The sequence below is a fragment of the Halopseudomonas yangmingensis genome (genome assembly GCF_900114825.1).
GTDB classification, from domain to species: Bacteria; Pseudomonadota; Gammaproteobacteria; order Pseudomonadales; family Pseudomonadaceae; genus Halopseudomonas; species Halopseudomonas yangmingensis.
In genome coordinates this window covers 254,898-280,901 of sequence record NZ_FOUI01000002.1, presented here as the reverse complement: position 1 = coordinate 280,901, position 26,004 = coordinate 254,898, and the positions used below count along the sequence as shown (strand labels likewise).

Sequence of the window (26,004 nt, the reverse complement as noted above, 5' to 3'; positions counted from 1 at the left end):
CTTATTTCTCCGCCAACAGGTCTTCAATTTCATCCAACAAGCCAGAAACCAGTTTTTCCTTAGTACGGATTTGCTTAAGAATATCGTTTGGCGCTAGATGCTCGGCATCTTTTTGCTTGGCGGGGTTTTTTGCGGATAGATCATAGTCTTCGGCCAATTTAATGGCCGATACAGTCCACGAACGTTCGGTGGTTTCGCGGCTGCTATACAGCTCCACAAACTCTTTTAAGTGTTCGTCGGTGATTGGTTTGTTTTTGGTGAGCTTTTGCTCGGGATCACATTCGTAGTACCACACATCACTCGTGCCGCCGCTACGCTCAAAAAATAGTACGTTGGTTTTTACACCCGAGTACGGCAAAAATACGCCAGCGGGCAGGCTTAAAATGGTGTGAAGGTTAAAGTTTTCCAGCAGCTCCTGTTTGACTTGTTTAAAAGCACTGTTGGTTTGGAAGAGTACGCCTTCTGGTACTACGATTGCAGCCTTACCACCACTTTTGAGAGTTTTCATAAAGTGCTGTAAAAACAGCAATTCAGTCGCATTACTCTGAATAGGAAAGTTTTGCTGAATTTGTGACTTCTCTTTCCCGCCAAACGGAGGGTTAGCCAGAATAATGTCGTAACGATCTTTTTCCTGAATGTCGCGGATATTCTGCGTCAGCGTATTCCCACGGAACAAGTTGGGTGACTCGATGCCATGCAAAATCATGTTCATCATACCCATAACATAAGCCAGTGAGGTTTTCTCAAAACCAAAGAAGGTATCGCGTTGGATAAAGTCCCATTGCTCGGTAGAGAGTTGGCTCTTCTTGCTTTTCAGGTGCTCAAAGGCTTCCACCAAAAATCCGCAGGAACCAGCTGCTGCGTCATAAATTGTCTCGCCGGGTTTCGGGTCAATGGCCTGTACCATGGCGCGCACCACGGGGCGCGGGGTATAAAATTCGCCTGCGTAACCACCGGCATCGCCCATGTTTTGCAATAAGCCTTCATAGACTAACGAAAGTTCAAACAGGTCAGACTCGGATTGGAAGTTCAGGCTATCCACAATATCAAGCACTTCACGCAGGGTATGGCCGGAAGCGATCTTGTTGTCCAGGTACTGAAAGATTGCACCAATTTTGTAGGTAAAAGATTTTGGATCTGCGCCCGTTGCGGCGGCATTGGCAAAGCTTTTCAGGTAGGGGAATAGCTGATTGTTGACATAATCGGTGAGGTCATCCCCGGTCTTTGCCCGTGCTAGGTCCAGTTTGCCATCAGCCGCTTTAGGGCAGGCCCAGCTTGCCCAGCGATGCTCGTCATCCAATACCGGTTGATAGTCTTTGCCGGACAATACGGCCTCATCTTCTTTTTCCGATTCGTAATCATCGAGAAACTTCAGGAACAATACCCAAGAGGTTTGCTCGGTGTAATGCATGGCACCGCTGATGCCATCGTCGCGGCGTAGGATGTCGGTAATACGGTCAATTTTCTGTTGTAGTGACATGCTTAGAGTTTTCCGATAATAAAATTGTACATGTTGGTGATGTCTTCGCTGATTTCTGCGGGCGGAATCAGGTCGATATAGGCTTGGAGTTTTACTGGGTCCAAGCCTTCGCCATCGGTATTAATCAGCGGGTTGATAATGTCTTTGACGTTTAACGTGCGAATACCGCCGTTATCACCAGGGTTATTGGGCTGTAGGTGATTGCGCTTCGCAATATCACCATTGTTTATTTGGCCAAGCAGATTGTGGTGCGCCAATGCGGTGTATGAGAGTAAATAGTTTTTGATTTCGCGGCGCTTCCAAGCAAGTAAATAAGGTGTCACCCTCATACCTTGCGGCCAGCGAATGGCATTCAGCAAGTCGCGGTACACTTGCCCGTTCACTTGAACGCCATTGGCGGCATTCCAATCCAGGGCTGCCTCATCCCGATCACAAATCATAAAAATTTGGGTTGTGATCAAGGGGGATTCGATTTTGCTGAGGCCGTACAGCCAATCAATCTTGCCCTTGCCAAAGGTCTCGTTAGCAGTAGCGTAGCTGGATGACTTTTTCATGGCATGCACAGCGGTTAGTCGGTTTACGTCTAACCCCGTGCGTGCCGCAAGTTTGGTAAAGATAATCCAGTCGTTGTAATCATCTAGCAAGGAAATGTTAGGCAGTTTGCCGCACACCTCAAATTCCACCGATTTTGCGCGCGACAATACGCTCAGGCGATTGATCAATTGCTTGATTTTGTTGTCTTCGCTGATCCTGCCTTTTTCCACCACTTTCAGGTGCTCTATACGATTCTCTTTGGCTGAAATGGAGTCGAGCAGGTGGGTGGTTGTGATGGCATGGCCTTTGATACTGTGGAGAAGCGCCCATAGCTTTTCGACGTTTTTATAGTGAAGGTGCGAGTCTGCCTCATCGAATAGGAACAGGGTATTCTCAGAGTCGAACAGATCGATTAGCGCATACAAGAATAGGAGCTGGTATTCTCCATCGCTAAGCTGGTCCAGCTCGATATTGTTGTTGAATACGAGTTGACAACGAGGCTTATCGATAAAGTAGTTGTTGTCGGCGGCCTGAGTGAAAAAGGCCACTTCCGGGTCCCAGTTGGTAACCATGGCTTGGGCGTTGGGCTCACCGGCTTCGGCTTCATCATCACCCGCCTGAACTTGCCTTGGGTAGTCGAAAGAAACCCGAATTAAGCCATTGGCAGTGAGATCAACAGTTCGCTTTCGCAGGGACTGTTCAAACTCATACTCACGTGATATCAGGTTGGTAATAAAGCTTTCCAGTGAACGAAAATATGGTGTTGAGCGCAGTGTGTCGGCTTCACCGCGTTCTTCACGCTTGAGTGCATCCTGCACACGGACAATGTAGTTTTTATCCACTTTAAAAGCGCACTTGAAGGTTGTGCTCAAATCGTCTTTGTCTGGCTGCGATTCGTTGACGTAGCCTTGTTCCACCAAGAAAGAACGAACTTTGCCGTTGCGCTTAATGGCTGTGGCTAAAAAGATCAGCAGCTTTGACCAAGATTTGTCGAAATAGAAGCAGTCAAGATTAAGGCCGCGCCCAGCTTGCCTTTCTCTTTTCAAATAGGCGCTGAATTTCTCTGAGTAGTTCTCATTTTGGCCAGATGAAAAGCACACGACTTTAAGATTTTCATGGTCTCGCCCGGCTAATCGTTGTTCAAACACCGACTGCAAAATACTGGATTTGCCTGAGCCATTCTCGCCGATCAGCGTAGCGACCTTATCAATTCGCAAGGTCTGTACCTGTCTATGCAAAGGGTTGGGGGCTAAGTTCAGTTCCATTGGTTAGCTCACGTGGTACAGCTGGTGTTGTAGTTGTTTGAAGGCAGCGAGCAACTGCGCAGGCTTGCCACCAAAGGCCATGGACGCATCTTTAGTGGTGCCAAGGCCGGATAGCTCAATCAACGCTGGCAGGCGCTCACGTGCCAATTCAGTAACGCCAGTTTGCTCGTAGCGATTCAAGACAAAATGCAGGAATTGTTTGGCCTTTTCCTGTTGGTACTGGTCGAAGAATGCGCTGTTGGCTCGCACTACTTCTGCTCTGGATTTACGGGTAGCCATGGGTTGTTCAAAGGCTAAAAACGCCAGCAGATCGAACATGTCGCAGTCTTCGGCATCGAACATCCGGCGCAGGGTCGAGAGCTGTTCTTTATCAAAGCCAGCCTGTACCAATTTGGCCAAGAGTTGTTCGCGAAGGTCTGGGTCTGACCAGATTTCCCGAAGCTCATCAACGCTTGTGAACAAACCTGGCAGTTGTTGAACTAACCGTTCAACGAACTCCTGAGTAGTTAGAGGCTTGCCATTTTCGTCGATATAGCGGGTTTCAATATCGATGACCTTGAGCTCACGGTGCCTGCCAAGTTTTACCTTTAACCTCGGGCATGGCTCACCTGGCTCGGGTTCCGGCCCGTCGCCGCCTTCGGGCGGCTCTGGCGTGTAGGGTAGCGGTGTCGGTTCTCGGGTTCCGCCTGGCTCTGGCGCTTCGGGCTCGCCATCCCATTCCTCATCATAAAAGTTGTTGGTCGCACCCCGAAAATCCACGATGGTGAAGTAGTCCTTACCATCAAAAACTCGGGTGCCGCGCCCCACAATCTGTTTGAACTCCACCATCGAGCCGATGGTTCGATCCAGCACCACATTGCGGACATTGCGGGCATCGACACCGGTAGTGAGCATTTGTGATGAGGTAATAATGGTTGGGATGACTTTGTCGTTGTCCTGGAATTTTTCCAGCAGTTCGCGGCCGACCTTGCCTTCGTCGCTGGTGACTCGTACACAGTAATGCGGGTCTTTTACGGATTTGTATTTATTAATCATGTCGCGCATGGTCAGCGCGTGGTTTTGGTTCTCACAAAAGACGATAGTTTTTTCCAGCGGGTTGATGTTTTGTAAGATGGCTTTGGCGACCAGCTCTGTGCGTTCATCAACAATAATTTTGCGGTCATAGTCTTCGACCTGATACAAATCCTGACCAGATTCACCTTCGACGATCACGTCATCTTTGGTGAGCACCAATTCGTCCAGATTGGTTCTAACTCGCTTAACTCGGTAGGGAGTCAAGAAGCCGTCATTGATACCGTCTTTTAGTGAATAGACATAAGCAGGCTGGCCAAAATATTCGTAGGTGTCCACGTTGTCCGTGCGTTTAGGTGTAGCAGTTAAACCTAAATGCACGGCGCTACTGAAGTGGTCGAGAATAGCTCGCCAAGAGCCTGTGTCATTAGCGGCACCTCGGTGACACTCATCAATCAACACCAGATCAAAGAAATCCTTGGGATAGGCTTTGTAGTAACCATCAATGTTTTCTCGCTCCGCAATCGCCTGATAGATCGCGAAAAATATGTGGGCATTGGTTGGCACCACACCATTGCGTTTACGTACTTCTTCCCCGTTGATTTTGATCAGGTCTTTTTCATAGGGGTTGAAGGTGTTAATGGCCTGATCGGCCAGGATATTACGGTCAGCCAGAAACAATACCCGTGGCCTGCGTGAGCCAGGTTGGTTAAGGTTCCAGCGAGCCTGGAAAACTTTGTGAACGATTTGAAAGGCGATGAAGGTTTTGCCGGTACCGGTGGCCAGCGTGAGCAATATGCGGGATTTTCCTTGGCCGATAGCGTCTGTTGCCGCATGAACCGCCAGCTCTTGGTAATAACGTGGCTGCATGGCCCCTTCTAAATGGAAAGGGATGTTTCTGAGTTCTTGACTTAAATCTGTGGTTTCACCTGCATAGCGCTTTTCCAGATCAGCAGGCGTTGGGTAGAACTCAATGTAGTCGCCCTTGCCTGTTTCCAGATCGAATTCGTAGGTTTGTTTGCCGTTACTGGAATAAACGAATCGAACACGAAGCTTATTCGCATAGTCGATGGCCTGTTGCAGGCCTTTGGTTGGATGCTCAGATTCTTTCTTGGCTTCTACTACAGCCAGATAACGGTTGTCTTTGTGAAGCAAGTAATCCACAAAGCAACGTCGCCCACGCACTCCTCCGGCCATCTTTCTACCGTCGGTGAAGTAATGCTCCCGAATGATATTGCTCGGCTGCCAGTCCGCTGCCCGTAATGCAGGATCGATATAATTTGCTCGGGTATCTGCTTCAGATGCCATCAGGCCACTCCTTGGTCACTTGGGTTTGGCACCAACTCCAGCAGGTCGCCCACAGTGCAATCGAATAGTACGCAGATCTGTTCAATGGCTTCCAGATCCACTTTCTGGGCCGTTTCTTTATAAAGCAGGGTCACCGTAGCACGGCTTAACCCTGTTTCTCTGGCAACGTCGGCAATACGCATCTTGTGCTCGCCCATCATGCGGGCGAGATGGCAGCGGATCATGGCTGTGCCTCTGGTTGGTAATCAGGTTATCGAAATAACAAAGGAGCATACCACGACTTTGTTATTTGCCTAGCATTTTGTGAGATGAAATTGAATTATGCAGGGTTGATTTTTAAAAGTTGGACAAGGTTTTTCTAAATTACGCGGAGTTACGCGCCATATGCGTAATTACGCAAACCATGCGTAATCGCGCGTAATTTATATTTCACGGCAGAATAGTGGGGGGCAAGAGCGGTGTGAAAATGCGTACATGCACTGTCGCAGACGCTGGTTTAGGTTTCTGTGAATAGGTGCTGAGAGGAAGTTGTTTCGAGAGGATTTTGCTATTTGGCGTGCGGCCAATTCTGCTTACCTATGGAAGCATAACCTGGCCAAAGCGGCCACTTTATGGTTTCAATACCATTAGTCCCATGAGGACCAGTACGACCGGAGGGAGTGGTGGGCCCAGCAGGACTTGAACCTGCGACCAATCGATTATGAGTCGACTGCTCTGACCAACTGAGCTATAGGCCCTTATTCGTGCAACAGCGGCGCATTATACGGGCTGCGGCCAGTGCTGAAAAGCACAACGCCCGGGCTTGGCCGGGCGTTGTGCGGGACTGCTGCGGATTACTCGTCGAGGAAGCTGCGCAGGTGGTCGCTGCGGGTCGGGTGACGCAGCTTGCGCAGGGCCTTGGCTTCGATCTGGCGGATCCGCTCGCGGGTCACATCGAACTGCTTGCCGACTTCCTCAAGGGTGTGGTCGGTGTTCATGTCGATGCCGAAACGCATGCGCAGTACCTTGGCTTCACGCGCTGTGAGGCCGGCCAGCACTTCGCGGGTGGCTTCCTTGAGGCTTTCCACGGTGGCCGAATCGATCGGCGATTCCATGGTCGAGTCCTCAATAAAGTCGCCCAGGTGCGAATCTTCGTCATCGCCGATTGGGGTTTCCATCGAGATGGGCTCCTTGGCGATCTTCAGCACCTTGCGGATCTTGTCCTCGGGCATTTCCATACGCTCGCCGAGTTCTTCCGGTGTCGGTTCGCGGCCCATTTCCTGCAACATCTGCCGGGAAATACGGTTGAGCTTGTTGATCGTCTCGATCATGTGCACCGGAATGCGGATGGTGCGGGCCTGGTCGGCAATCGAGCGGGTAATCGCCTGACGGATCCACCAGGTGGCATAGGTCGAGAACTTGTAGCCGCGGCGGTATTCGAACTTGTCCACCGCCTTCATCAGGCCGATGTTGCCTTCCTGGATCAGGTCGAGGAACTGCAGGCCGCGGTTGGTGTACTTCTTGGCAATCGAGATCACCAGACGCAGGTTGGCCTCGACCATTTCCTTCTTGGCTCGGCGCGCGCGCGCTTCGCCAATCGACATGCGCCGGTTGATGTCCTTGATTTCGGCAATCGTCAGCTCGGATTCTTCCTGCAGGACGATCAGCTTGCGCTGGGCCTTGAGCACATCCTCGCGGACCTGCTGCAGATTGTCGGCATGCTTGGGCAGGTCCTTGATCAGGCGATCGATCCAGCTTTCGTCGACTTCGTGGCCTGGGAAGCTGCGCAGGAAGTCGGCACGCGGGATGCGGGCATCGCGCACGCACAGCTGCATGATGCTGCGTTCCTGCTCGCGCACACGGTCCTGAGCGCCGCGCACCTGCTGAACCAGTGCTTCGAACTGCTTGGGAATCAGCTTGATCGGCATGAACAGCAGGGCCAGAGCTTCGAGCTCAGCCAGCGACTTCTTGTGGCTGCGGCCGTGCTTTTTCAGAACCTTGCGGGTCTTGTCCAGCTGTTCGGCGATGGCACCGAAGCGCTGACGGGCGACTTCGGGGTCAGGGCCGCCATCGCCTTCGTCATCCGAGCTGTCGCTGTCGTCGTCCTCGTCCTCGTCGTCATCCTTGGTGTTGTCATCCTTGAGCTTTTCAGTAGGGATGTCGTCGCTGTCGGTGGCGGACATGCCGTCATCGTCAGGATCGATATAGCCGCTGAAAATCTCTGACAGACGGCCGCCTTCCTCGCTGATGCGCTGGTAGTCGGCAATGATGCCATCGACCGTGCCGGGGAACATGGAGATCGCCGCCATCACCTCGCGAATGCCTTCCTCGATGCGTTTGGCGATTTCGATTTCGCCTTCGCGGGTCAGCAGTTCAACGGTGCCCATCTCGCGCATGTACATGCGGACCGGGTCGGTGGTGCGGCCGATGTCGCTTTCCACAGCAGCCAGTGCGGCAGCCGCTTCTTCAGCGGCGGCTTCATCGGCGTCGTTGTCGGCGAGCAACAGGGCATCGGCATCCGGGGCTGTCTCGAAGACAGTGATGCCCATGTCGTTGATCATGCGAATGATGTCTTCAACCTGTTCCGGATCGGAAATATCTTCCGGCAGATGGTCGTTGACTTCCGCATAGGTCAGATAGCCCTGCTCGCGACCGCGGGCGATGAGCTCCTTGAGACGGGATTGCTGTTGCGCTTTTCCGGACATAACAACCCTTGTGGATGCCTTGGTGTGCAAAAAATCAAGCTGCGAATTATAGCCTGAATGCCGTGTGTGACGCCAGTTCGTGGTGCTTCAGTCGTCGTTTTTCTGCGTGTTGCGTTGCTGCAGCAGGTCTCTTAGCTGCTGTTTTTCATCGGCTTCGAGTGGTGCAATCGCCGCCTTGTCGAGCAATTGTTGCAGTTGCCGCTCACGCTCAAGCTGGTGCAGGCGTTCCAGTGTGTCCTGAAGTTGCTGCTGAAGATTGCTGTTGTTGCCATGCAGCAGCCACTCCTGCTCGCTGAGACGGGTAAGTTGTTCGCCCATCTCGGTGCCGTGCCAGCGAGCCAGGAGTTGCACCGTGCTCATTTGCGGGTGGTGGCGCAAGGTGTTGATAAGCGCTACCAGCAGTTGCGCTGCGGGATTGTCCGTATGGCTGGGCAGGTGTTGCTGGTTGCTGATCTGGCGTGCCAGTTGCGGACAGTGTAGCAGGATGCGCGCGGCTTCCAGTTCCGGGCCGCCGGCCTGGTGGCGATGTCCGGGGGCAGGTTGTGTGCGCTGGCGGGTAACTGCCGCGCTTGTGTGTTCGCTGCCGCTGACGGCTGCCGGTTGCGGTGTCGGCCGGGGCTGGCGCTGCAGGCCGGGATCGTCAAGCGGCATGCCAGTGATGCGCTCCAGCGCCTGCACCATGAGGCGGCGCAGCATGTTGCCGGGTACCTGGGCGACCAGTGGCATAGCTTCGCTGGCCAGTTGCGCCTTGCCTTCCAGGGTTGATGGCGGGCATTCCTCGGTCAGGTGACGGAACAGGTAGTCGGTCAGTGGTTCGGCCTGCAACAGGCGCTTGCGGAAAGCGTCGCTCCCCTCACTGCGAACCAGGCTGTCGGGATCCTGTCCGTCCGGCAGAAACAGGAAACGGATTTGTCGGCCGTCTTCAAGGGTGCCGAGCGCTGCATGCAGAGCGCGCCAGGCGGCCTGCCGGCCAGCCTTGTCGCCGTCGAAGCAGAACACTATCTGGGTGACGCTGCGAAACAGCAGGCGCAAATGCTCTTCGCTGGTAGCGGTGCCCAGGGTAGCAACGGCATTGTTGATGCCGTGCTGGGCCAGGGCGATTACGTCCATATAGCCTTCGGTAACCAGGATCTGTTCCAGCTGGCGGTTGCGCTGGCGGGCTTCGTAAAGGCCGTAGAGTTCACGGCCCTTGTGGAACAGTTCGGTCTCCGGCGAGTTCAGGTACTTGGGCTTGTCGTCACCCAGCACCCGCCCACCAAAGCCAATGACCCGTCCGCGGCTGTCGCGGATCGGAAACATGATGCGTTCGCGGAAGCGGTCGTAGCGGCGCCCGGTTTCTTCATTTTCCAGAACCAGGCCGGCATCGATGAGTAATTGTTGTTCGCGGTGGTCGTTACTCAGGTGGCGCAGCAGGTTGTCCCAGCCGGGCGGGGCGTAGCCGATACCGAAGTCGCGGGCAATTTCGCCGCTCAGGCCGCGGTTGCGCAGGTAGTCAACGGCCTGCTGGCGCGCCGGGTGCTGGCGCAGTTGCTGGCGGTACCAGGCGCCGGCCTGTTCGAGGATGCCGAACAGCGGGTTGTCACGGGCGGGTCTTCGCGGCTCTTCGTTCTGGCCGGGACGACGTTCCTCACGCGGCACATCAACGCCGGCTCGTCTGGCCAGTTCCTCGACAGCCTCGGGGAACTCCAGGCGATCGTGGTCCATCAGAAAACCCAGCGCATTGCCGCCGGCGCCGCAGCCGAAGCAATAGAAAAACTGCTTGTCACTGCTGACCGAGAAGGAGGGGGTCTTTTCGTTGTGGAACGGGCACAGGCCAACGTGGTTCTTGCCGGCTTTTTTCAGCTTGACCCGGTCGCTGACCACCTCGACGATGTCGGTGCGGGCCAGCAGATCGTCGATGAAGCCTTGCGGAATCATTCCGGACATGGCGGCAATCCTGGGTGTGGCTGGCGCAGGCTGTTGATCGGCTGAAACGCACAAAGCCGAATACCTGCTGTCACTCCATCATTCCTGCTGGCAGGTAATGGGTGAGGCGTGTATTCGGCCCGGCTGCATAGTGTCCGCAGTCCGGCCAGGCCGGTCTTGCGGATAGCAGGCGTTAACTCAGTACAGACGCTCGCGGCGACGGATCTCGCGGGACATCTTTTTCGCGTGGCGCTTGACGGCAGCTGCTGCCTTACGCTTACGCTCGGTAGTCGGCTTCTCGTAAAACTCGCGACGGCGTACTTCAGCCAGAACGCCAGCTTTTTCACAGGAGCGCTTGAAGCGGCGCAGGGCCACGTCGAAGGGTTCGTTCTCTTTTACTTTGACGGCAGGCATTTCGTACCTTTCTCAAAACGGTGCTGTAAGTCACGCCGCAGCCAATGGCTCGCGGCACGTTGCTGTATCCAAGGGGTGCGGATGTTATCGCCTTTGTCGGGAAAAAGCAAAGGGTGGTCAGCAAAAAAACAATGGCAGTCGGTCGGCTGTTGCAGGTAAAACTGGCCTGCATGCGGCCGGGTGATTATCATGCGCGCATTATTTGCATGTTGCCAGAGGGCAGAGCCGAATCAATGCGTGTACTGGGAATCGAGACCTCCTGTGATGAAACCGGTGTGGCGCTGTATGACAGCGATCGTGGCCTGCTGGCGGATGCGCTGTTCAGTCAGATCGACCTGCACCGGGTATACGGTGGCGTAGTGCCCGAGCTGGCCTCGCGAGACCACGTCAAGCGGCTGATTCCTTTATTGCGCGAGGTATTTGCCAGCGCTGGCCTTGAGCCCGGTGAGGTTGATGCGGTTGCCTATACCGCAGGCCCCGGACTGGTCGGGGCGCTACTGGTGGGCGCTGCCAGTGCCCGTGCCTTGGCTTTTGGCTGGGGAGTGCCGGCGCTCGGGGTGCACCATATGGAGGGACACCTGCTGGCGCCGATGCTGGAAGCCAATCCACCGCAATTCCCCTTTGTTGCCTTGCTGGTATCTGGCGGCCATACCCAGCTGGTGCGGGTGGACGCCATCGGTGAATACACCCTGCTCGGTGAGTCGCTGGATGATGCTGCCGGGGAAGCCTTCGACAAGAGTGCCAAGCTGATGGGGCTGCCCTATCCGGGGGGGCCAGAGATTGCCCGTCTGGCCGAGCAGGGCCGCGAAGGACGCTTTCGTTTTCCCCGGCCGATGACTGACCGCCCCGGTCTGGAGTTCAGTTTCAGTGGCTTGAAGACTGCCGTGCTGACGGCCTGGCAGGACTGCCAGAGTAGTGGCAATGATGATTTGCAAACCCGCTGTGATCTGGCGCTGGCCTTCGAGCAGGCGGTCTGCGAGACGCTGGTGATCAAGTGTCGGCGGGCCCTGCAGCAGACCGGTTTGCAACGACTGGTGATCGCCGGCGGGGTGAGTGCCAACCGGCGTCTGCGTGCCGGTCTGGAGCAGATGACTGCTGAACTGGGTGGCTCGGTATTCTACGCCCGGCCGGTGTTCTGTACCGACAACGGCGCGATGATTGCCTATGCCGGTTGTCAGCGACTGATGGCCGGCCAGCAGGACCAGGGTGGCATTGTTGCGCGGGCGCGCTGGCCGATGGAAGAATTGCCACCGCTGCATGCCACCGGGAGCTGAGATGGATCAGGTATTTATTCGCGGGTTGCTGGTGGACGCGGTAATCGGGGTCTACGCCTGGGAGCGCGAGATCCGTCAGAGCCTGCTGATCGATCTGGAGATGGACTGGGATATCCGCGCTGCCGCGGCCGGCGATGATCTGGCGGCAACCCTGGATTACGCGGCGGTCTGCCAGCGTGTGCATGACTATACCGCGGCCAGCAGCTTCCAGTTGATTGAGTCGTTGGCCGAGCGCCTGGCTGCCCTGTTGCTCGAAGAGTTCTCAATTCCCCGACTGCGTCTGCGCATCACCAAACCGGGCGCGGTGGCCGAGGCGCAGGGTGGGGTGGGTGTATCGATCGAGCGCAGTCGTCGATGAACGTACCTGTTCTGCTGGGTATTGGCAGTAATGTCGAGCGTGAACGCCACCTGAATCGGGGGCTGGATGCCCTGCAGCAACTGCTGGGGCCACTGCACTGCTCGCCAGTATTTGAAAGCGAGGCGGTTGGCGTGCTCGGCAAGCGCTTCTACAACATGGTAGTGGCTGCCGACTGCCGGCTCAGCCTGCCCGAACTGCAGGCGGCACTAAAGGCAGTGGAGGCAGCCTGCGGGCGCCGCGAGGCGCGCTCGGCCGGCAGCATTACCCTGGATATCGACATTCTGGTGTATGGCGAACTGCATGGTGTGCACCATGGTATCCGTCTGCCGCGCGCGGAAATTACCCGTAATGCTTTCGTGCTGTGGCCGCTGGCGCTGCTGGCCGGCGATGCCCGCTTGCCAGGTGACGGGCGGGCGTATGCCGAGCTGTGGGCTGGCTGGCAGGGCAATCAGGGGCTATGGCCGGTTGCCTTTGAGTGGCGCGGCCAGGCGTTGACCCCGGCATCGCTGCTGCCCCGGCGCGACCCTGGCGTGAGTCGGGATCTCGGCTGATCAATCCGTTTGGCTGGCGGCGCGCAGTTGCTTGAGGCGCTGCAGTCGCTGCTGCTCCAGTGCCTTGCCCAGTTCGGCGCCTTGCAGGCCCTGTTTGAGTAATTCGGTAGGGCGGATGGCGCGCATTTCTTCTGCCAGTCGACGCAGATAAATGGCCTGCGGGTAGTCCCGTTGCTCCAGCCCCAGACGACCTCGGGCATCGGCCTCGCAGGCGCCGAGGAACTGCTCGAACCGTTCAGCGCGCCGGTAGATATCAAAAGCCTGAAACAGCTTGAGCAGGGTTTCCGCTCGCAGCTCCAGCGCCCGGTGGCAGTGGGTATGGTACTCGCAGGTCAGCAGGGCCAGCTCCTGGCAGTCGCGCGGCGCGCGCAGGCGCTGGTTGACCGCGCGCACGGCCTTGAGTCCGTGGTGTTCATGGCCATGGTGTTTCGGCCAGTGCTGCTTGGCGGTCAGCCCCTTGCCCAGATCATGCAGCAGGCAGGCCCAGCGCGCCGGCAGGGGTAATTGCAGCTGTGCGGCCTGCTGCAGCACCAGCAGCAGATGGGCGCCGGTATCCACCTCGGGGTGGTGTGCTTCGGGTTGCGGAACGCCAAACAGTCGCTCGACCTCCGGCAGCAGTTCGGCCAGCGCGCCGCAGTCATGCAGTATCTGGATAAATACCTGCGGGGCAGGCTCCATCAGCGCGCGGCTGATTTCCTTCCACAGCCGTTCAGGGCTGAGTGTCTGCAGCTCGCCACTGTGACTGAGCTGCGTCATCAGTTGCAGGGTTTCGTCGGCCACGCGGAAGCCCAGCGGCGCGTAGCGTGCGGCAAACCGGGCCACCCGCAATACCCGCAGCGGATCTTCAACAAAGGCCGCTGAGACATGCCGCAGCAGGCGTGCCTGCAGATCGCGCTGGCCACCCCAGGGGTCGATCAGTTGGCCATCAGTGTCCAGCGCCATGGCGTTGACGGTCAGGTCGCGGCGCTGCAAGTCCTGCTCGGCAGTGATGTGCACGCTGGTATCGAAGCGGAAACCACCGTGGCCGCTACCGCTCTTGCGTTCGGTGCGGGCCAGCGCATATTCCTCGCCGGTCTTGGGGTGCAGGAATACCGGAAAATCGCGACCCACCGGCTGAAAACCGGCATCCAGCATCTGCTGCGGGGTGGCGCCGGTTACCAGCCAGTCGCGCTCAACCACCGGGCGGCCGAGCAGTTGGTCGCGCACTGCACCGCCGACCAGATAGGTGTGCATTTCAGGCTTGGCAGTCACACTGGAGTCGCTCGCCGCTGTGCAGGTTCATCAGGGTCATCTGGCCACCCCATACGCAGCCGCTGTCCAGGGCATGGATGCCCGGCACTTCGCAGCGGCCTTCGAGCGCGGCCCAGTGGCCGAAAACGATGCGCAGCTGCGGATCGCGGCGCGGGAAGCTGAACCAGGGCGCAAAGTCCTTGGGGGCGCTGGCCAGTCCCTCCTTGGCTTTCAGTTCCAGGGTGCCGTCGGCTTGGCAGAAGCGCATGCGGGTCAGGTAATTGGTGATCGCGCGCAGGCGGTCAATGCCTTGTAGCGAGTCCTTCCAGCGATCCGGTTTGTTGCCGTACATCTCGTCCAGATACCAGGGCAGCCGGTCGTCGCAACGCAGCACCTGTTCAACTTCAGCGGCCAGCGTCAGCGCCTGTTGCAGCGACCAGATTGGCGGAATGCCGGCATGCACCATCAGGGTGTTGAGACCGGCATCGTAATGCGCCAATGGGCGCTGGCGCAGGTTGCCCAGCAGTTGTTCGCGGTCCGGTGCCTTGAGAATGGCCAGCAGGGTGTCGGATTTTTTCAGCCGGCTGGCATCGCGCGAGGCGGCCAGCAGGTGCAGGTCATGGTTGCCCAGAACGCTGATGCAGGCATTGCCCAGACTGTCCAGATAACGCAGGGTTTCCAGCGAGTCCGGACCACGGTTGACCAGATCGCCAACCGCCCACAGGGTGTCCTGTGAGGGGTTGAAATCAACCTCGGCGAGCAGGCATTTCAGTGGTTTCAGGCAGCCCTGGATATCGCCGACGGCATAGGTGGTCATCCTTACTCCATTCAGTTCAGGGCGTTCGGCTTGCTCAGCCGGAACAGCGGAATTTCGACCCGGAACAACTCACCGCTATCGCAGCGCATGCCATAGCTGCCGCGCATGCTGCCGACCGGGGTTTCCAGTTGGCAGCCGCTGCTGTAACTGTGGCTGGCACCGGGCGCGATCATCGGCTGTTCGCCGACAACCCCGGGGCCGCGCACTTCCTGAATGGTGCCATTGCCATCGGTGATGATCCAGTGCCGGTCCAGCAGTTGCACCGGTCTGTCCCCCAGGTTGCTGATGGTGATGTGGTAGCTGAAGGCATGATGCAGTTGGTCTGATTGCTCGGCCAGATAACGTGTCTGCACATCGATCCGGATACGGTCGGCCTGTGTGTTCATGAATCAGTTCCTCTGGCGTGCCAGGCGATTGGCCAGACGCACGAAGCCGGCCAGGTCAATCTGTTCTGGACGCAGTACCGGGTCAATGCCCTCGGCGCTGATGGCATCGCTGTCGAGCAGCCCCTTGAGCGTGTTGCGCAGCGTCTTGCGGCGCTGGCTGAAGGCGGCACGTACCAGTTGCTCGAGGCAGGCGGGATCATCCGCCGGATGAGGCGGTTGTGCATGCGGTATCAGCCGCACAATCGACGAGTCGACCTTGGGCGGCGGATTGAAGGCGCCGGGGCCGACATCGAACAGGTATTCGACCCGGCAGTGGTACTGCACCATGATTCCCAGCCGGCCATAGTGGTTGTCGCCGGCCTGTGCCGCCAGCCGTTGTACCACTTCCTTTTGCAGCATGAAGTGCATGTCTTCGATGCAGTCCGACTGTTGCAGCAGGTGGAACATCAGCGGGGTCGAGATGTTGTACGGCAGGTTGCCGACAATGCGCAGCTTTTCATCGCTATTGACCAGCGAGGCGAAGTCGAACTTCAGAGCGTCGCCACGGTGCAGGGCAAACTGCGGGTTCAGCCCGAAGCGGGCCATCAGCAGGGGGTGCAGGTCCTTGTCCAGCTCGATCACATCCAGCCGTGCGCCTGAGTCGAGGAGGCCCTCGGTGATCGCACCCTGGCCCGGGCCGATTTCCACCAGATGCTGGTCGGGTTTGGCATGCACGGCACGCAGGATGCGGTTGATCACCCCGTGGTCGTGCAGGAAGTTCTGGCCGAAACGCTTGCGCGCGCGGTGGGGGGCAAACTCAGTCATGGTGATTTCCGGATTCGAGCATGGCAATAGCGGTGTCCAGGGCGACCCGCAGGCTACCCGGATCGGCGCGACCGCTGCCGGCCAGGTCCAGGGCGGTGCCGTGGTCCACCGAGGTGCGAATGATCGGTAACCCCAGGGTAATGTTCACGGCCTGGCCAAAGCCCATGTGTTTGAGTACCGGCAGGCCCTGGTCGTGGTACATGGCCAGCACCGCATCGGCACCTTGCAGGTGTTTCGGGGTGAACAGGGTGTCGGCCGGCAGTGGTCCGTCAAGCTGCATGCCTTCACTGCGCAGGCGCTGCAGCAGCGGTTCGATGATCTCGATTTCCTCGTGCCCGAGGTGTCCGCCCTCGCCGGCATGCGGATTCAGACCGCAGACCAGTATGCGTGGCTGACGCAGGCCGAATTTGCCCTGCAGGTCAGCGTGCAGGATGCGGATCACCCGCTCCAGTCGCTCGCTGGTAATAGCGTCCGCCACGGCACGCAGTGGCAGGTGGGTGGTGGCCAGCGCCACGCGCAGTCCCGGGCAGGCCAGCATCATCACCACCTGCTCGGTACCGGTCAGCTCGGCAAAGAATTCGGTGTGCCCGGAGAAGGGTACGCCGGCCTGGTTGATCACGCCCTTGTGCACTGGTGCGGTAATGATCGCGTCAAAACGGCCGTCGAGGCAGCCTTCGCCGGCTTCGCGCAGCATCTGCAGCACGTGCCGGGCATTGCGCGGATCCAGTATCCCGGGTTGGCAGGGGGCTTCCAGGGGTATCGGCAGCACGCTGAGCTGGCCGGCCAGCTGGGGCGTTGCCGGCTGCAGCGGGTCGAAAAGTTCCAGCTCAACCTTCAGGCCCAGCTGCGCTGCGCGCTCGGCCAGCAGCTGTGGATCAGTCAGCACTACACGCTGGTGCGCGCAGGGCTGGCTGGCCAGCATCAAACACAAATCCGGGCCTATGCCGGCCGGCTCGCCGGCGGTGATGGCGAGGCGCCTGACATTCACTGCGACTTGATCTCGACAAAGGTATCCTGGCGGATTTCCAGCAGCCAGCTCTGCAATTCGTCATCGAACTTGCGGTTGCGCAACAGGTTGATTGCTTGCTGTTCTCGCATCTCGCTGGTCATGTCGACCCGGCGCTGGTCCAGTACTTCCAAAATGTGCCAGCCGAATTGGGTGGCGAACGGACGTGATACCTGACCCTGGGGAATGCTGGTCATGATCTCGCGGAACTCGGGCACCAGGGCGTCCGGGCTGATCCACTCCAGAGTGCCGCCATTCAGGGCCGAACCGGGATCCTCCGAGAAGGAGCGGGCCAGCGTGGCGAAGGATTCGCCGTCAGCTATACGCTGGTACAGGCGCTCGACCAGTTGTTGTGCGTCGTTTTCGCTGCGGATTTCACTGGGTTTGATCAGGATATGGCGCACCCGGAACTCGTCCATCAACTGGCCGTCACCGCCGCGCTTTTCCAGCAGCTGGATAATGTGCAGACCTGACGGCGAGCGCAGCGGGCGGGTGAACTCGCCAACCTGAAGGCGCTCGATGGCGCCGGCAAACAGGCCGGGCAGTTGCGACGACTTGCGCCAGCCCAACTCACCGGCCTCGACATCCTCTCCCCGTTGCATGCGTTGCCGGGCAACATTGGCCATGTCAGCGCCGGACAGCAGCTCGCTATAAATGGCCTCGATGTGTGTGGCTGCCTGTTGCACTTCGCTGTCGCTCGCGGAGTCGGCCAGCGGCACCACAATCATTGCCAGTCGGAAGTCGGCGGCAGTCTGGTTGCGGCCCAGTTCGGAAGCAAGGAAGTTGCGTACCTCCTGGTCGGTGATCTGGATACGGTCGCCAACCCGGCGCTGGCGTACCTGATTGATGATCATCTCGCGGCGGATCTGCTCGCGGGCCTGTTCGAAACTGATGCCGTCGGCGGCCAGTGCCTGACGGAACTGCTCAAGACTGAGGCCGTTGCGTTCGGCAATTTGCTGCATGGTCTGGTTCAGGCTGGCATCGTCGATGCGAATACCCGCCCGGGCACCCATTTGCAATTGGATACTTTCCAGGATCAGCCGATCCAGTACCTGCTCACGGATTTCCTCGGCCGGCGGCATGGGGCTGTCACTGGCGCGCAGTTGACGGTAGATATCTTCAAAGCGCTGATCTACCTGACTTTGCATGACCACATCTTCGTCGACGATTGCAGCTACCCGATCCAGTGGCTGGAACTGCGCCTGGGCCGTACCGCCAAGCAGCAGGCTGGCGAAGAGTCCAAACAGGGCATGATGAAACTTAGAAGGCATTTTTTTCTCGCTCTGTGAATCCGGGGATGCTTTCGCCGAGCAGGTTTTCAAGTCCGCTGCCAGCGACATTGCCAAGTCCTTTGAACACGATTTGCAGGAAAATTCCACGATCCGGATCGTCATTGCGGCGCGGATTCAGGCTGGTTTCGTCGTAATCGATCCAGTAGCGGTTGATGACGCGCAGTTTCCAGCAACAACTGTCGTATTCAAAGCCACCAAAGGCCTCAAGGGTTCTGTTACGCCCGTAGTCATGCTGCCAGCGGCCAATCAGGCTCCACTGTGGGTTGAGTGGCCACATGAAAGAAAAGTCATGCTGGTCGATCTTGTAGTAGTTGGGAATGTAATCGGGGCTGCCCGGAGTGCCGAAGTCCGGGTTGTATGTCCAGCGGCCGCTGGCCGTATCAAAGCGCAGGGTATCATTGCGGTAGCGGTAGCCCAGGTTGACAATTTTGCGTGGGTCACTTTCCGGCTGGTAGTGCCACATGGCACTGCCCGAGCGGGTATTGCCGAGTGAACGCTCCTGCACCAGGTCAAGACTGAAACGCCAGTCCTGGTTGAACCGGTACTGGTACTCGAAGGCATAGGGTGACGAGCTGTCGGTGTAATCCGAACGTTGCGCAAACGTGCCACTCAGATCAGGCATTGTGACTTTGCGATCACGGCCGTAGAAGGCCTGTCCGGCGCTGAGACGTTGCCGCTCGAACCCGTTAGCCTCGATCCAGCGGTGAGTCAGGCCCAGCGAGACCTGGTTGGCATCGCCGATACGGTCGCGCCCGGAGAAGCGGTTGTCACGCCAGAGTGCGGCGTAGCTGAAGCCGCCCTCGCTGGTATCGAACACCGGGATATCATTCTGGTCTTCTTCCGGTACGTACAAGTAGAACAGGCGTGGCTCCAGGGTCTGGGTATAGCTATTGCCAAAAAGCTCGGTGGCGCGATCGAAGTATAGTCCACTGTCAACGCTGAAGACCGGAACGCCGCGGCTCTGATTGCGCACAAAGCGTTCATTTGCGGCAGTGTTGAGGGTTGTTTTGCCGCGATCATCCAGGCTCAGGTGATAGCGCGTGTACGCATACTTGAGCGATGGATTCACATACCCCCAGCTACGGGTTAATGGCAGGCTGATCGCTGGTTCAAGATGTAGCCGCTCACCTTCTGCGCGGGTCAGGCCAGCAAGAAACGTATCGTACCAGGGGCCTTCGGGAGTGCCGTTTTTGTCTGTGTACGAGCCACTCATCAAACTGCGCTGGAAGCTGACAAACTCGCCGGAGTAGTTGAAGCGCAGTCCGGCCGGCTGGAAGGGCAGGCTGCCGTCCAGGGTCAACTGCGGCAGGCGTTCGTAAGGTGTGATATCGGTGATGCTGGCCCGCTCGTAGGCATGCACGTTGAGCGCTGCACGGTAGCCGTTACCCCGCCAGGTCAGGCTGCCACGCTGGTCGAGAAAGCTGCCGGTGTTGATGCCAAGATAGGTATCCAGATCCTGGAAGTAGTAGGGGTCGCTGATATCGGTGTAATCGACACTGCCGCGCAGGCGCGGGTTGAAGTCGGTGACATGCTGCCAGCTGTACATCCAGCGCTGGTCCTTGTACTTCGATTGCAGCTTGCGCTCATCCTCGCGATCATCCAGCACCGATGCTCCAATCTGGCCTTCGCTGGTCGGAGTGAGGTAGCGGAACTCGCCTTCCAGCTGCAGGCCGCGATCGCTCATCAGCGTCGGGTACAGGGTGGCGTCGTAGTTCGGAGCCAGGTTGAAGTAGTAGGGCGTGGTCAGGCTGGAGCCGGAATTGCGGCTGTAGGACAGGCTGGGTACCAGCAGACCTGACTGGCGGCGATCATCAATCGGGAAGTACAGGTAGGGGGTGTAGAACACCGGAATGTCCTTGACCCGCAGGGTGACATGCTTGGCTTCACCCCAGCCTTTTTCGCGATCCAGCTCAATATCCTTGCCGCGCAGGGTCCAGGTATTCTGGCCTGGCTCGCAGGTGGTATAGCTGCCGTCGGCCATGACAATCACCGCGTCGTCACGGCGCATCAGCTTGCGCGCTTCACCACGGGCGTGCGCCTCATGCACGACATAGCGTACATCGTCGATACGGGTTTCACCGGTATCAACCTGCATCTGGGCCCGTTCGCCAAGCAGCAGTACGCCCTGGTCGCGCAGCCGCACGTTGCCGGTCAGCACCGCCTGCGAGCTGTTCTGGTCGAAGCTGGCATGGTCGGATTGAGCCTGCAGACGCCCCTGACGTAGCACGACATCACCTTCCAGGGTCCCGATACGGCTGTCCTGGTCAAAACTGGAGCTGTCGGCAACGGCCGAGATCGGCAGTTCGGCGAACGGGGTCTGGTCGTCACGGCCGCTGCGCTCGGGTTCAACATAGGTACCGGAGCAGTAGGCGGCAACGCCGGCTTGCTGCTCAGGGGTCAGTTGATCGCGCGGGACCCAGTCCAGTTCTGTGTGAGCTGGCACAGCGCTGGGAGCGGGCACGCCAGGGACGCCGGCACTCTGCTGTGCGGCGGGCGACTTGCTGCTGTGTACCACGGGAGCCGGCGGCTGCGGACGTGGTGGCAGCTTTGCTGAGGTTTCCAGTGAGCTGCAGACCCAGCTGCCGTCAGTGCCGGCGCGGCACTGGACCTGACCATTGGCCAGAGCTGTCATCGGCTGGGCGAGCAGCAGGGTGCTGGTCAGCAGCAGCGGGAAAGCGGGACGAAACGGGGGGGTGCGTTCTGCCATTGTTGTAGGTTCCGGGCTTCCAGTCGGTGCGGGCGCGGCTTGTGCGGGCCGGGTGCAGGATGCATGCTGCGCATTCATCGGGATCATGGATAATAAAGCATTGTGCTGCGCAAGAGCCAGCGCCGTCGGGTATGTGGAGATCGGGATGGATAACAGACTGGAGCTGGTCAATCAGTGGCTGCCGCAGGCATTGCGCCAGGCTGGCGTTGCGCAGGAGGCGACTGCCGGGCAGTTGCGGCCGGCCAGCACCGATGCCAGCTTTCGACGTTATTTTCGCTGGACGGTTGGTGACCAGAGTTTGATTGTGATGGATGCGCCACCCCCGCAGGAGGATGTGCGGCCCTTTGTGCGCATTGCCGGCCTGCTGCAGCAGGCCGGGGTCAGGGTGCCGGCGATCCTCGCCGCTGATCTCGAGCAGGGGCTGTTGCTGCTGCAGGATATGGGCAGCCATACCTATCTGCAGCAGATTCAGGCCGGGGTTGATCCGCAAAGCCTGCAGCGGATGTTTTCCAGCGCCATTGACAGCCTGCTGCGCTGGCAGCAGGCCAGTCGGCCGGGCGAGCTGCCTGAGTATGACGACGCGGTGCTGCTACGCGAGCTGCAGCTGTTCCCTGACTGGTACCTGCAGCGTCACCTGGGCGTCGAGATGACGGCTACTCAGCAGGCTGACTGGCAGGCTCTGTGTCGACTGTTGCTGGACAGTATCAATGCCGAGGCGCGGGTTTTCGTGCACCGCGACTACATGCCGCGCAACCTGATGGTTGCCGAGGGTGAGCCGGGTGTACTGGATTTCCAGGACGCGCTCTATGGCCCGCTCAGCTATGACGTCACCTCGCTGTTTGCCGATGCTTTTTTCAGTTTTACTGCAGAACAGCGCCGGGAATGGCTGAGCCTGTACTGGCAGCGGGCCTTGCAGGCCGGGTTGCCGGTGCCGGCTGAGCTATCGCTGTTCCTTGGCCAGTCGCGGCTGATGGGGGTGCAGCGCCACCTCAAGGTGCTGGGGATCTTTGCGCGCATCCGCCACCGCGACGGCAAGCCGCAGTATTTGCAGGATGCACCGCGCTTTCTTGGCTACCTGCGCGAGGCTTGCGCCGAAGATCCACGTCTGGCGCCACTGGCGCGCCTGCTCGATAGTCTGGAGCCTGGCGCATGAAAGCCATGCTGCTGGCCGCCGGCAAGGGCGAACGCATGCGTCCGCTGACCCTGCATACGCCGAAACCTCTGCTGCGGGTGGCGGGCAAGCCATTGCTGCAGTGGCATATCGAGGCGCTGGCGGCGGCGGGCATACACGAGCTGGTGATCAACCATGCCTGGCTGGGCGAGCAGCTCGAAGCGCACTTCGGTACGGGCGAAGAACTGGGCGTGCGGATCAGCTGGTCGGCCGAGGGGCAGCCACTGGAGACCGCAGGCGGCATTCTCAAGGCGCTGCCGCTGCTGGGTGATGCGCCCTTTTTACTGGTCAACGGAGACGTCTGGACCGATATCGACTTTGCCACACTGACACTGGCCAAGGGGCAGCTGGCGCAACTGGTGCTGGTGGATAATCCGCCACACAAGGACGCCGGTGATTTCTGTCTGCATGGGGGGCGTGTCGGCAATCCGTTGCCTGGGCAATCTGCACTCACCTACAGCGGTATTGCCGTACTTGATCCCCGGTTGTTTGCCGGCCTGGTGCCCGGGTCGGCGCCGTTGGCGCCCTTGCTGCGGGCTGCCGCCGAGCGTGGACTGGTTGGTGGCCAACGACATGCCGGACGCTGGATGGATATAGGTACGCCTGAGCGGCTGGCCGAAGCCAATTTGCTGGCAGGGGGTGGTTGATGTACTGGCCGCTGACCTTGCTCTGCGGGCTGGCCGGTGCCCTGCTGGGCGGCTGGCCGGGTGCCCTGCTCGGGGCGCTGCTTGGTCAGGCACTGGATCGGCAATTGGCTATTCGTGGTTGGCGGGACCTGCAGGCGCGAATTCGTCCGCCGCTGCGCTTCGAGGAGGTGTTGTTTCTCTGTCTGGGTCACCTGGCCAAGGCCTCGGGCCGTGTCAGGCAGGAGCATCTGCAACTGGCGCGTGATCTGATGGGGCAGTATCGGCTGGATGAGGCGGCATGCCGGCAGGCCATGCATGACTTCAATCGTGGCAAGCAGCCGAATGCGCCGATCACAGCGGCCTTGCGGCGTCTGATGCGACAGGATCCGGCTATGGCCGTGGAGTTGCTCGACAGTTGCTGGCGGATGGCGCTGGTGGGTGGCAGTCTCAGTGCGGAGCAACAGCGCCTGCTGAATGATTGGGCGCAGCTGGCCGGGCTGGCCAAGCCGGAACAGCAGCGCATGCATCAGCGTCACCGTCCGCGTTCGGCTCAGGCGCGGGCGCCGGTTGCCGAGCGCGATTTGCTGGCTGAGGCGGCTGCCCTGTTGCAGGTCAGTCTGGATGACGACGAGGCGAGTATCCGGCGCGCCTATCGCCGCCAGCTCAGCCGGCATCATCCCGACAAGCTGCAGCAGCAGGGAGCCAGCGCTGAGCAGGTGGCCGGAGCCGGGGAGCGCATCCGGGCGATTCAGGAAGCCTGGGAGCGGTTGCGACGTTATCGCGGATTCCGTTGAGCAGCAATCTGCTGCTGGCGTTGCAGCCAGCCGGATAGCCGCTTCAGGGTGACTTCCCTCGCCAGCGGATTGAGCATAGGTTCAGGGATTTCCAACTGTTGATATTCCCCCAATCCAAGCCGACGGGCCTCCAGCTGACGTTGCCGGGCTGTTGTCTGGTTGCCGGAGATCAGCAGATCAAGAATCGGGAAGGATTGGTCCTGTGGCAAGGCTATGCGTTCGACGTTCTGGCTCGGCGCATGCATCCGGTGCAGCACCAGCGCATCTGCTGCCAGCGCAGACCGCTCAAGGCTGTCTACCAGCAGCCAGGCACTGCGCCCATCACCAATCAGCGCATGCCATTGTGCTCCTTCGGCCTGCAGGCTCGACAGGCTGTGGCTGATCCGTGCCTGTGCCGATTGCATCCATTCGCCAAACAACTGCAGCGACGCCTCCGGATTGTCGGCCGGCTGCGCCGGCAGCTCAGGCAGTGCGATGGCCAGGGTATGCCATCCGGCCTCGCTGAGCAGGCGACGTGCGGGGCCATTTAGCGCAGGCGAGTCGGCATGCTGACCCGCATCACTGACAAGCAGAACGCCGCCCCGTGGTTCTGGCTGCATGGCCGGCAGGAACAGCCCAAGCCAGCGTTGTTGGTCAAATTCCAGCCAGCGCAACTGATTGGCCGGCAGGCTTCGCTGCAGATCTGTTTCCTGCTGCTGCCAGCGTGTCAGCGACTCGCTGCGGTCCTGCATTAGCGCTTCGCTGGTCGGCGCTGTTTCTGCCGATGTGTCGGCAGCCAGCTCTTCCTCGGAAATCCCCGCCAGCAGCAGGGCAGGGCACAGCAGCAGGGCAGGCAGCAGGCGGGTCATGAATCGGGCATCCTTTGGTTGTACAATGCGGGCCTGTCCCTATCTTAGCCGCCATTCAGCGAGAATGAAGATGCCTGATTACGCAATTGCCCCGTCGATCCTCTCCGCCGACTTTGCCCGTCTGGGCGAGGATGTCGACCGGGTGCTGGCGGCGGGTGCCGATATTGTCCACTTCGACGTGATGGACAATCACTATGTCCCCAACCTGACCATCGGCCCGATGGTTTGCAGCGCTCTGCGCAAGTACGGCATCAGCGCGCCGATCGATGTCCACCTGATGGTCAAGCCGGTGGATCGCATCATCGGTGACTTTCTCGAGGCCGGTGCCAGCTACATCACCTTTCATCCTGAAGCCAGCGAGCATATCGACCGCTCCCTGCAGCTGATCAGGGATGGCGGCGCCAGGGCCGGACTGGTGTTCAACCCGGCCACCTCGCTGGACAGCCTGAAGTACGTGATGGACAAGGTCGACATGATCCTGCTGATGAGCGTGAATCCCGGCTTCGGTGGGCAAAAGTTCATCCCCGGCACCCTCGACAAATTGCGTGAGGCGCGGGCATTGATTGATGCCAGCGGTCGTGACATTCGTCTGGAAATCGATGGCGGGGTCAATGAGCAGAATATCCGCGCCATCGCCGAGGCGGGTGCCGACACCTTCGTCGCCGGTTCGGCAATCTTCAACAAGCCTGACTACAAGGCGGTGATCGACAAGATGCGTGCCGAGCTGGCGCAGGTGCAGCGCTGAAGCGCATGGACTTCTGGCAGCAACACTTTGCCGGCCGGCTGCCGGCGCTGGTGATGTTTGATCTGGATGGCACCCTGATCGATTCGGTGCCGGACCTGGCCGCCGCGGTGGACCAGATGCTGGCGCTGCGCGGTCGTCCACCGGCCGGGGTCGAGCAGGTGCGTCTGTGGGTCGGCAATGGTGCCCGGGTACTGGTGCGCCGCGCACTGGCCGGCAGCCTGCAGCATTCCGGGGTGGCTGAGGCCGAGGCCGAGGCGGCGCTGGCGGATTTCCTCCAGGCCTATGCCCTTGAGCATTCGCGCAGCCGCTTGTATCCGGGCGTGCGGGCCTGCCTTGAACACCTGCGTCAGCAGGGCGTGCGGCTGGCGCTGATTACCAACAAGCCGGTGCGCTTTCTGCCCGACCTGCTGGCTGCCCATGGCCTGCAACAGAGCTTTGACTGGGTGCTTGGTGGTGACAGCCTGCCGCTGCAAAAGCCTGATCCGGCGCCGTTGCTGCATGTCTTGCAGGCGGCCGGGGTGGCAGCTGCGCAGGCGCTGTTCGTTGGTGATTCACGCAGTGACATTCTCGCCGCACGTGCCGCCGGGGTGCCGGTGGTGGCGGTCAGTTACGGTTACAACCATGGCCAGCCGATCGCCGCGGAAAACCCCGACCTGCTGGTTGATTCACTGGCACAGCTCATATAGCCTAGCCGCTTGACTCCACCTGCAAGACGGATCAGCCGTGTTTGTCAGCAACCGCAAACTCATGAGAGTGATCAAGGCGCTCGCCCGCTGGCGCTGGCGTGCCTGATG

22 protein-coding genes, 1 tRNA gene and 1 pseudogene are annotated in these 26,004 nt (G+C 59.1%); 8 read left to right on the top strand and 16 right to left on the bottom strand.

Annotation, left to right across the window (positions count from 1 at the left end):
* Position 1: 1 nt before the first annotated feature.
* The 8 genes from BMZ23_RS03510 to rpsU form a co-directional block, all read right to left on the bottom strand.
* On the bottom strand, positions 2–1,480 hold the full coding sequence (locus tag BMZ23_RS03510; protein WP_093472783.1) for a class I SAM-dependent DNA methyltransferase: 1,479 nt from the start codon (positions 1,478–1,480) through the stop codon (positions 2–4).
* 2 nt (positions 1,481–1,482) lie between these two features.
* Positions 1,483–3,279 (bottom strand): ATP-binding protein, encoded by a 1,797-nt coding sequence (locus tag BMZ23_RS03505; protein ID WP_093472781.1) that lies wholly within the window; start codon positions 3,277–3,279, stop codon positions 1,483–1,485.
* 3 nt (positions 3,280–3,282) lie between these two features.
* Positions 3,283–5,598: an EcoAI/FtnUII family type I restriction enzme subunit R gene (hsdR, locus tag BMZ23_RS03500; RefSeq protein ID WP_093472779.1), complete on the bottom strand. Its 2,316-nt coding sequence runs from the start codon at positions 5,596–5,598 to the stop codon at positions 3,283–3,285.
* Complete coding sequence (locus tag BMZ23_RS03495) at positions 5,598–5,822, bottom strand: helix-turn-helix domain-containing protein (protein WP_093472777.1); 225 nt, start codon at positions 5,820–5,822, stop codon at positions 5,598–5,600. Before BMZ23_RS03495 ends, hsdR begins: the two co-directional genes overlap by 1 nt.
* A gap of 436 nt (positions 5,823–6,258) precedes the next feature.
* Positions 6,259–6,335, bottom strand: a tRNA-Ile gene (locus BMZ23_RS03490).
* A gap of 96 nt (positions 6,336–6,431) precedes the next feature.
* Positions 6,432–8,282, bottom strand: a complete 1,851-nt coding sequence (rpoD, locus tag BMZ23_RS03485) for an RNA polymerase sigma factor RpoD (protein ID WP_093472775.1) — start codon at positions 8,280–8,282, stop codon at positions 6,432–6,434.
* 87 nt (positions 8,283–8,369) lie between these two features.
* A complete protein-coding gene (gene dnaG, locus BMZ23_RS03480) occupies positions 8,370–10,208 on the bottom strand; it encodes a DNA primase (RefSeq protein ID WP_093472773.1) in 1,839 nt (612 codons plus the stop codon).
* A 177-nt stretch (positions 10,209–10,385) separates the two neighbouring features.
* Positions 10,386–10,601: a 30S ribosomal protein S21 gene (rpsU, locus tag BMZ23_RS03475; RefSeq protein ID WP_093472771.1), complete on the bottom strand. Its 216-nt coding sequence runs from the start codon at positions 10,599–10,601 to the stop codon at positions 10,386–10,388.
* Positions 10,602–10,834: 233 nt separating this feature from the next.
* Between rpsU and tsaD the strand changes: the two genes are divergently transcribed.
* Genes tsaD through folK form a run of 3 tightly spaced genes read left to right on the top strand, consistent with a single transcriptional unit; the run spans position 10,835 to position 12,784 of the window.
* Entirely contained in the window at positions 10,835–11,875 is a 1,041-nt protein-coding gene (gene tsaD / locus BMZ23_RS03470; RefSeq protein WP_093473132.1) for a tRNA (adenosine(37)-N6)-threonylcarbamoyltransferase complex transferase subunit TsaD, read from the top strand.
* Position 11,876: 1 nt separating this feature from the next.
* Positions 11,877–12,233: a dihydroneopterin aldolase gene (gene folB, locus BMZ23_RS03465; protein WP_093472769.1), complete on the top strand. Its 357-nt coding sequence runs from the start codon at positions 11,877–11,879 to the stop codon at positions 12,231–12,233.
* Positions 12,230–12,784, top strand: a complete 555-nt coding sequence (gene folK, locus BMZ23_RS03460) for a 2-amino-4-hydroxy-6-hydroxymethyldihydropteridine diphosphokinase (RefSeq protein WP_093472767.1) — start codon at positions 12,230–12,232, stop codon at positions 12,782–12,784. Before folB ends, folK begins: the two co-directional genes overlap by 4 nt.
* Here the strand turns inward: folK and BMZ23_RS03455 are convergent, their stop codons facing one another.
* The 7 genes from BMZ23_RS03455 to BMZ23_RS03425 are packed head-to-tail and all read right to left on the bottom strand — an operon-like array spanning position 12,785 to position 21,026.
* The gene (locus BMZ23_RS03455; protein WP_093472765.1) at positions 12,785–14,017 is read right to left on the bottom strand and encodes a multifunctional CCA addition/repair protein; all 1,233 of its coding nucleotides are present in this window, start codon (positions 14,015–14,017) and stop codon (positions 12,785–12,787) included.
* 1 nt (position 14,018) lies between these two features.
* Positions 14,019–14,831 (bottom strand): symmetrical bis(5'-nucleosyl)-tetraphosphatase, encoded by an 813-nt coding sequence (locus tag BMZ23_RS03450; protein ID WP_093472763.1) that lies wholly within the window; start codon positions 14,829–14,831, stop codon positions 14,019–14,021.
* Between the two features lie 11 nt (positions 14,832–14,842).
* Positions 14,843–15,217 carry a Co2+/Mg2+ efflux protein ApaG gene (gene apaG / locus BMZ23_RS03445; RefSeq protein ID WP_093472761.1) on the bottom strand — a complete coding sequence of 125 codons (375 nt, stop codon included), beginning with the start codon at positions 15,215–15,217 and terminating at the stop codon, positions 14,843–14,845.
* 3 nt (positions 15,218–15,220) lie between these two features.
* Entirely contained in the window at positions 15,221–16,021 is an 801-nt protein-coding gene (rsmA, locus tag BMZ23_RS03440) for a 16S rRNA (adenine(1518)-N(6)/adenine(1519)-N(6))-dimethyltransferase RsmA (protein ID WP_093472759.1), read from the bottom strand.
* Positions 16,014–17,009, bottom strand: a complete 996-nt coding sequence (pdxA, locus tag BMZ23_RS03435) for a 4-hydroxythreonine-4-phosphate dehydrogenase PdxA (protein WP_093472757.1) — start codon at positions 17,007–17,009, stop codon at positions 16,014–16,016. The genes rsmA and pdxA overlap by 8 nt, the downstream gene beginning before the upstream one ends.
* Positions 17,006–18,298: a peptidylprolyl isomerase gene (locus tag BMZ23_RS03430; RefSeq protein WP_093472755.1), complete on the bottom strand. Its 1,293-nt coding sequence runs from the start codon at positions 18,296–18,298 to the stop codon at positions 17,006–17,008. Before BMZ23_RS03430 ends, pdxA begins: the two co-directional genes overlap by 4 nt.
* Positions 18,288–21,026: an LPS-assembly protein LptD gene (locus BMZ23_RS03425; RefSeq protein WP_093472753.1), complete on the bottom strand. Its 2,739-nt coding sequence runs from the start codon at positions 21,024–21,026 to the stop codon at positions 18,288–18,290. Before BMZ23_RS03425 ends, BMZ23_RS03430 begins: the two co-directional genes overlap by 11 nt.
* Positions 21,027–21,165: 139 nt before the next feature.
* On the opposite strand from BMZ23_RS03425, the gene BMZ23_RS03420 reads away from it, so the two are divergent.
* From BMZ23_RS03420 to BMZ23_RS03410, 3 genes are read left to right on the top strand one after another with little or no spacing between them, the layout of a single operon-like run.
* Positions 21,166–22,179, top strand: a complete 1,014-nt coding sequence (locus tag BMZ23_RS03420; RefSeq protein ID WP_425431655.1) for an aminoglycoside phosphotransferase family protein — start codon at positions 21,166–21,168, stop codon at positions 22,177–22,179.
* Entirely contained in the window at positions 22,176–22,844 is a 669-nt protein-coding gene (murU, locus tag BMZ23_RS03415) for an N-acetylmuramate alpha-1-phosphate uridylyltransferase MurU (RefSeq protein ID WP_093472748.1), read from the top strand. Before BMZ23_RS03420 ends, murU begins: the two co-directional genes overlap by 4 nt.
* A complete protein-coding gene (locus BMZ23_RS03410) occupies positions 22,844–23,617 on the top strand; it encodes a TerB family tellurite resistance protein (protein ID WP_093472746.1) in 774 nt (257 codons plus the stop codon). The genes murU and BMZ23_RS03410 overlap by 1 nt, the downstream gene beginning before the upstream one ends.
* Here BMZ23_RS03410 and BMZ23_RS03405 read toward each other — a convergent pair.
* Positions 23,599–24,465, bottom strand: a complete 867-nt coding sequence (locus BMZ23_RS03405) for a DUF3530 family protein (RefSeq protein ID WP_093472744.1) — start codon at positions 24,463–24,465, stop codon at positions 23,599–23,601. The two genes, BMZ23_RS03410 and BMZ23_RS03405, sit on opposite strands and share 19 nt — an antisense overlap.
* Positions 24,466–24,535: 70 nt before the next feature.
* On the opposite strand from BMZ23_RS03405, the gene rpe reads away from it, so the two are divergent.
* Together rpe and BMZ23_RS03395 are read left to right on the top strand one after the other, a co-directional pair.
* On the top strand, positions 24,536–25,210 hold the full coding sequence (gene rpe / locus BMZ23_RS03400; protein WP_093473130.1) for a ribulose-phosphate 3-epimerase: 675 nt from the start codon (positions 24,536–24,538) through the stop codon (positions 25,208–25,210).
* Positions 25,211–25,215: 5 nt separating this feature from the next.
* Positions 25,216–26,002: pseudogene (locus tag BMZ23_RS03395) on the top strand (phosphoglycolate phosphatase).
* Positions 26,003–26,004: the final 2 nt, after the last annotated feature.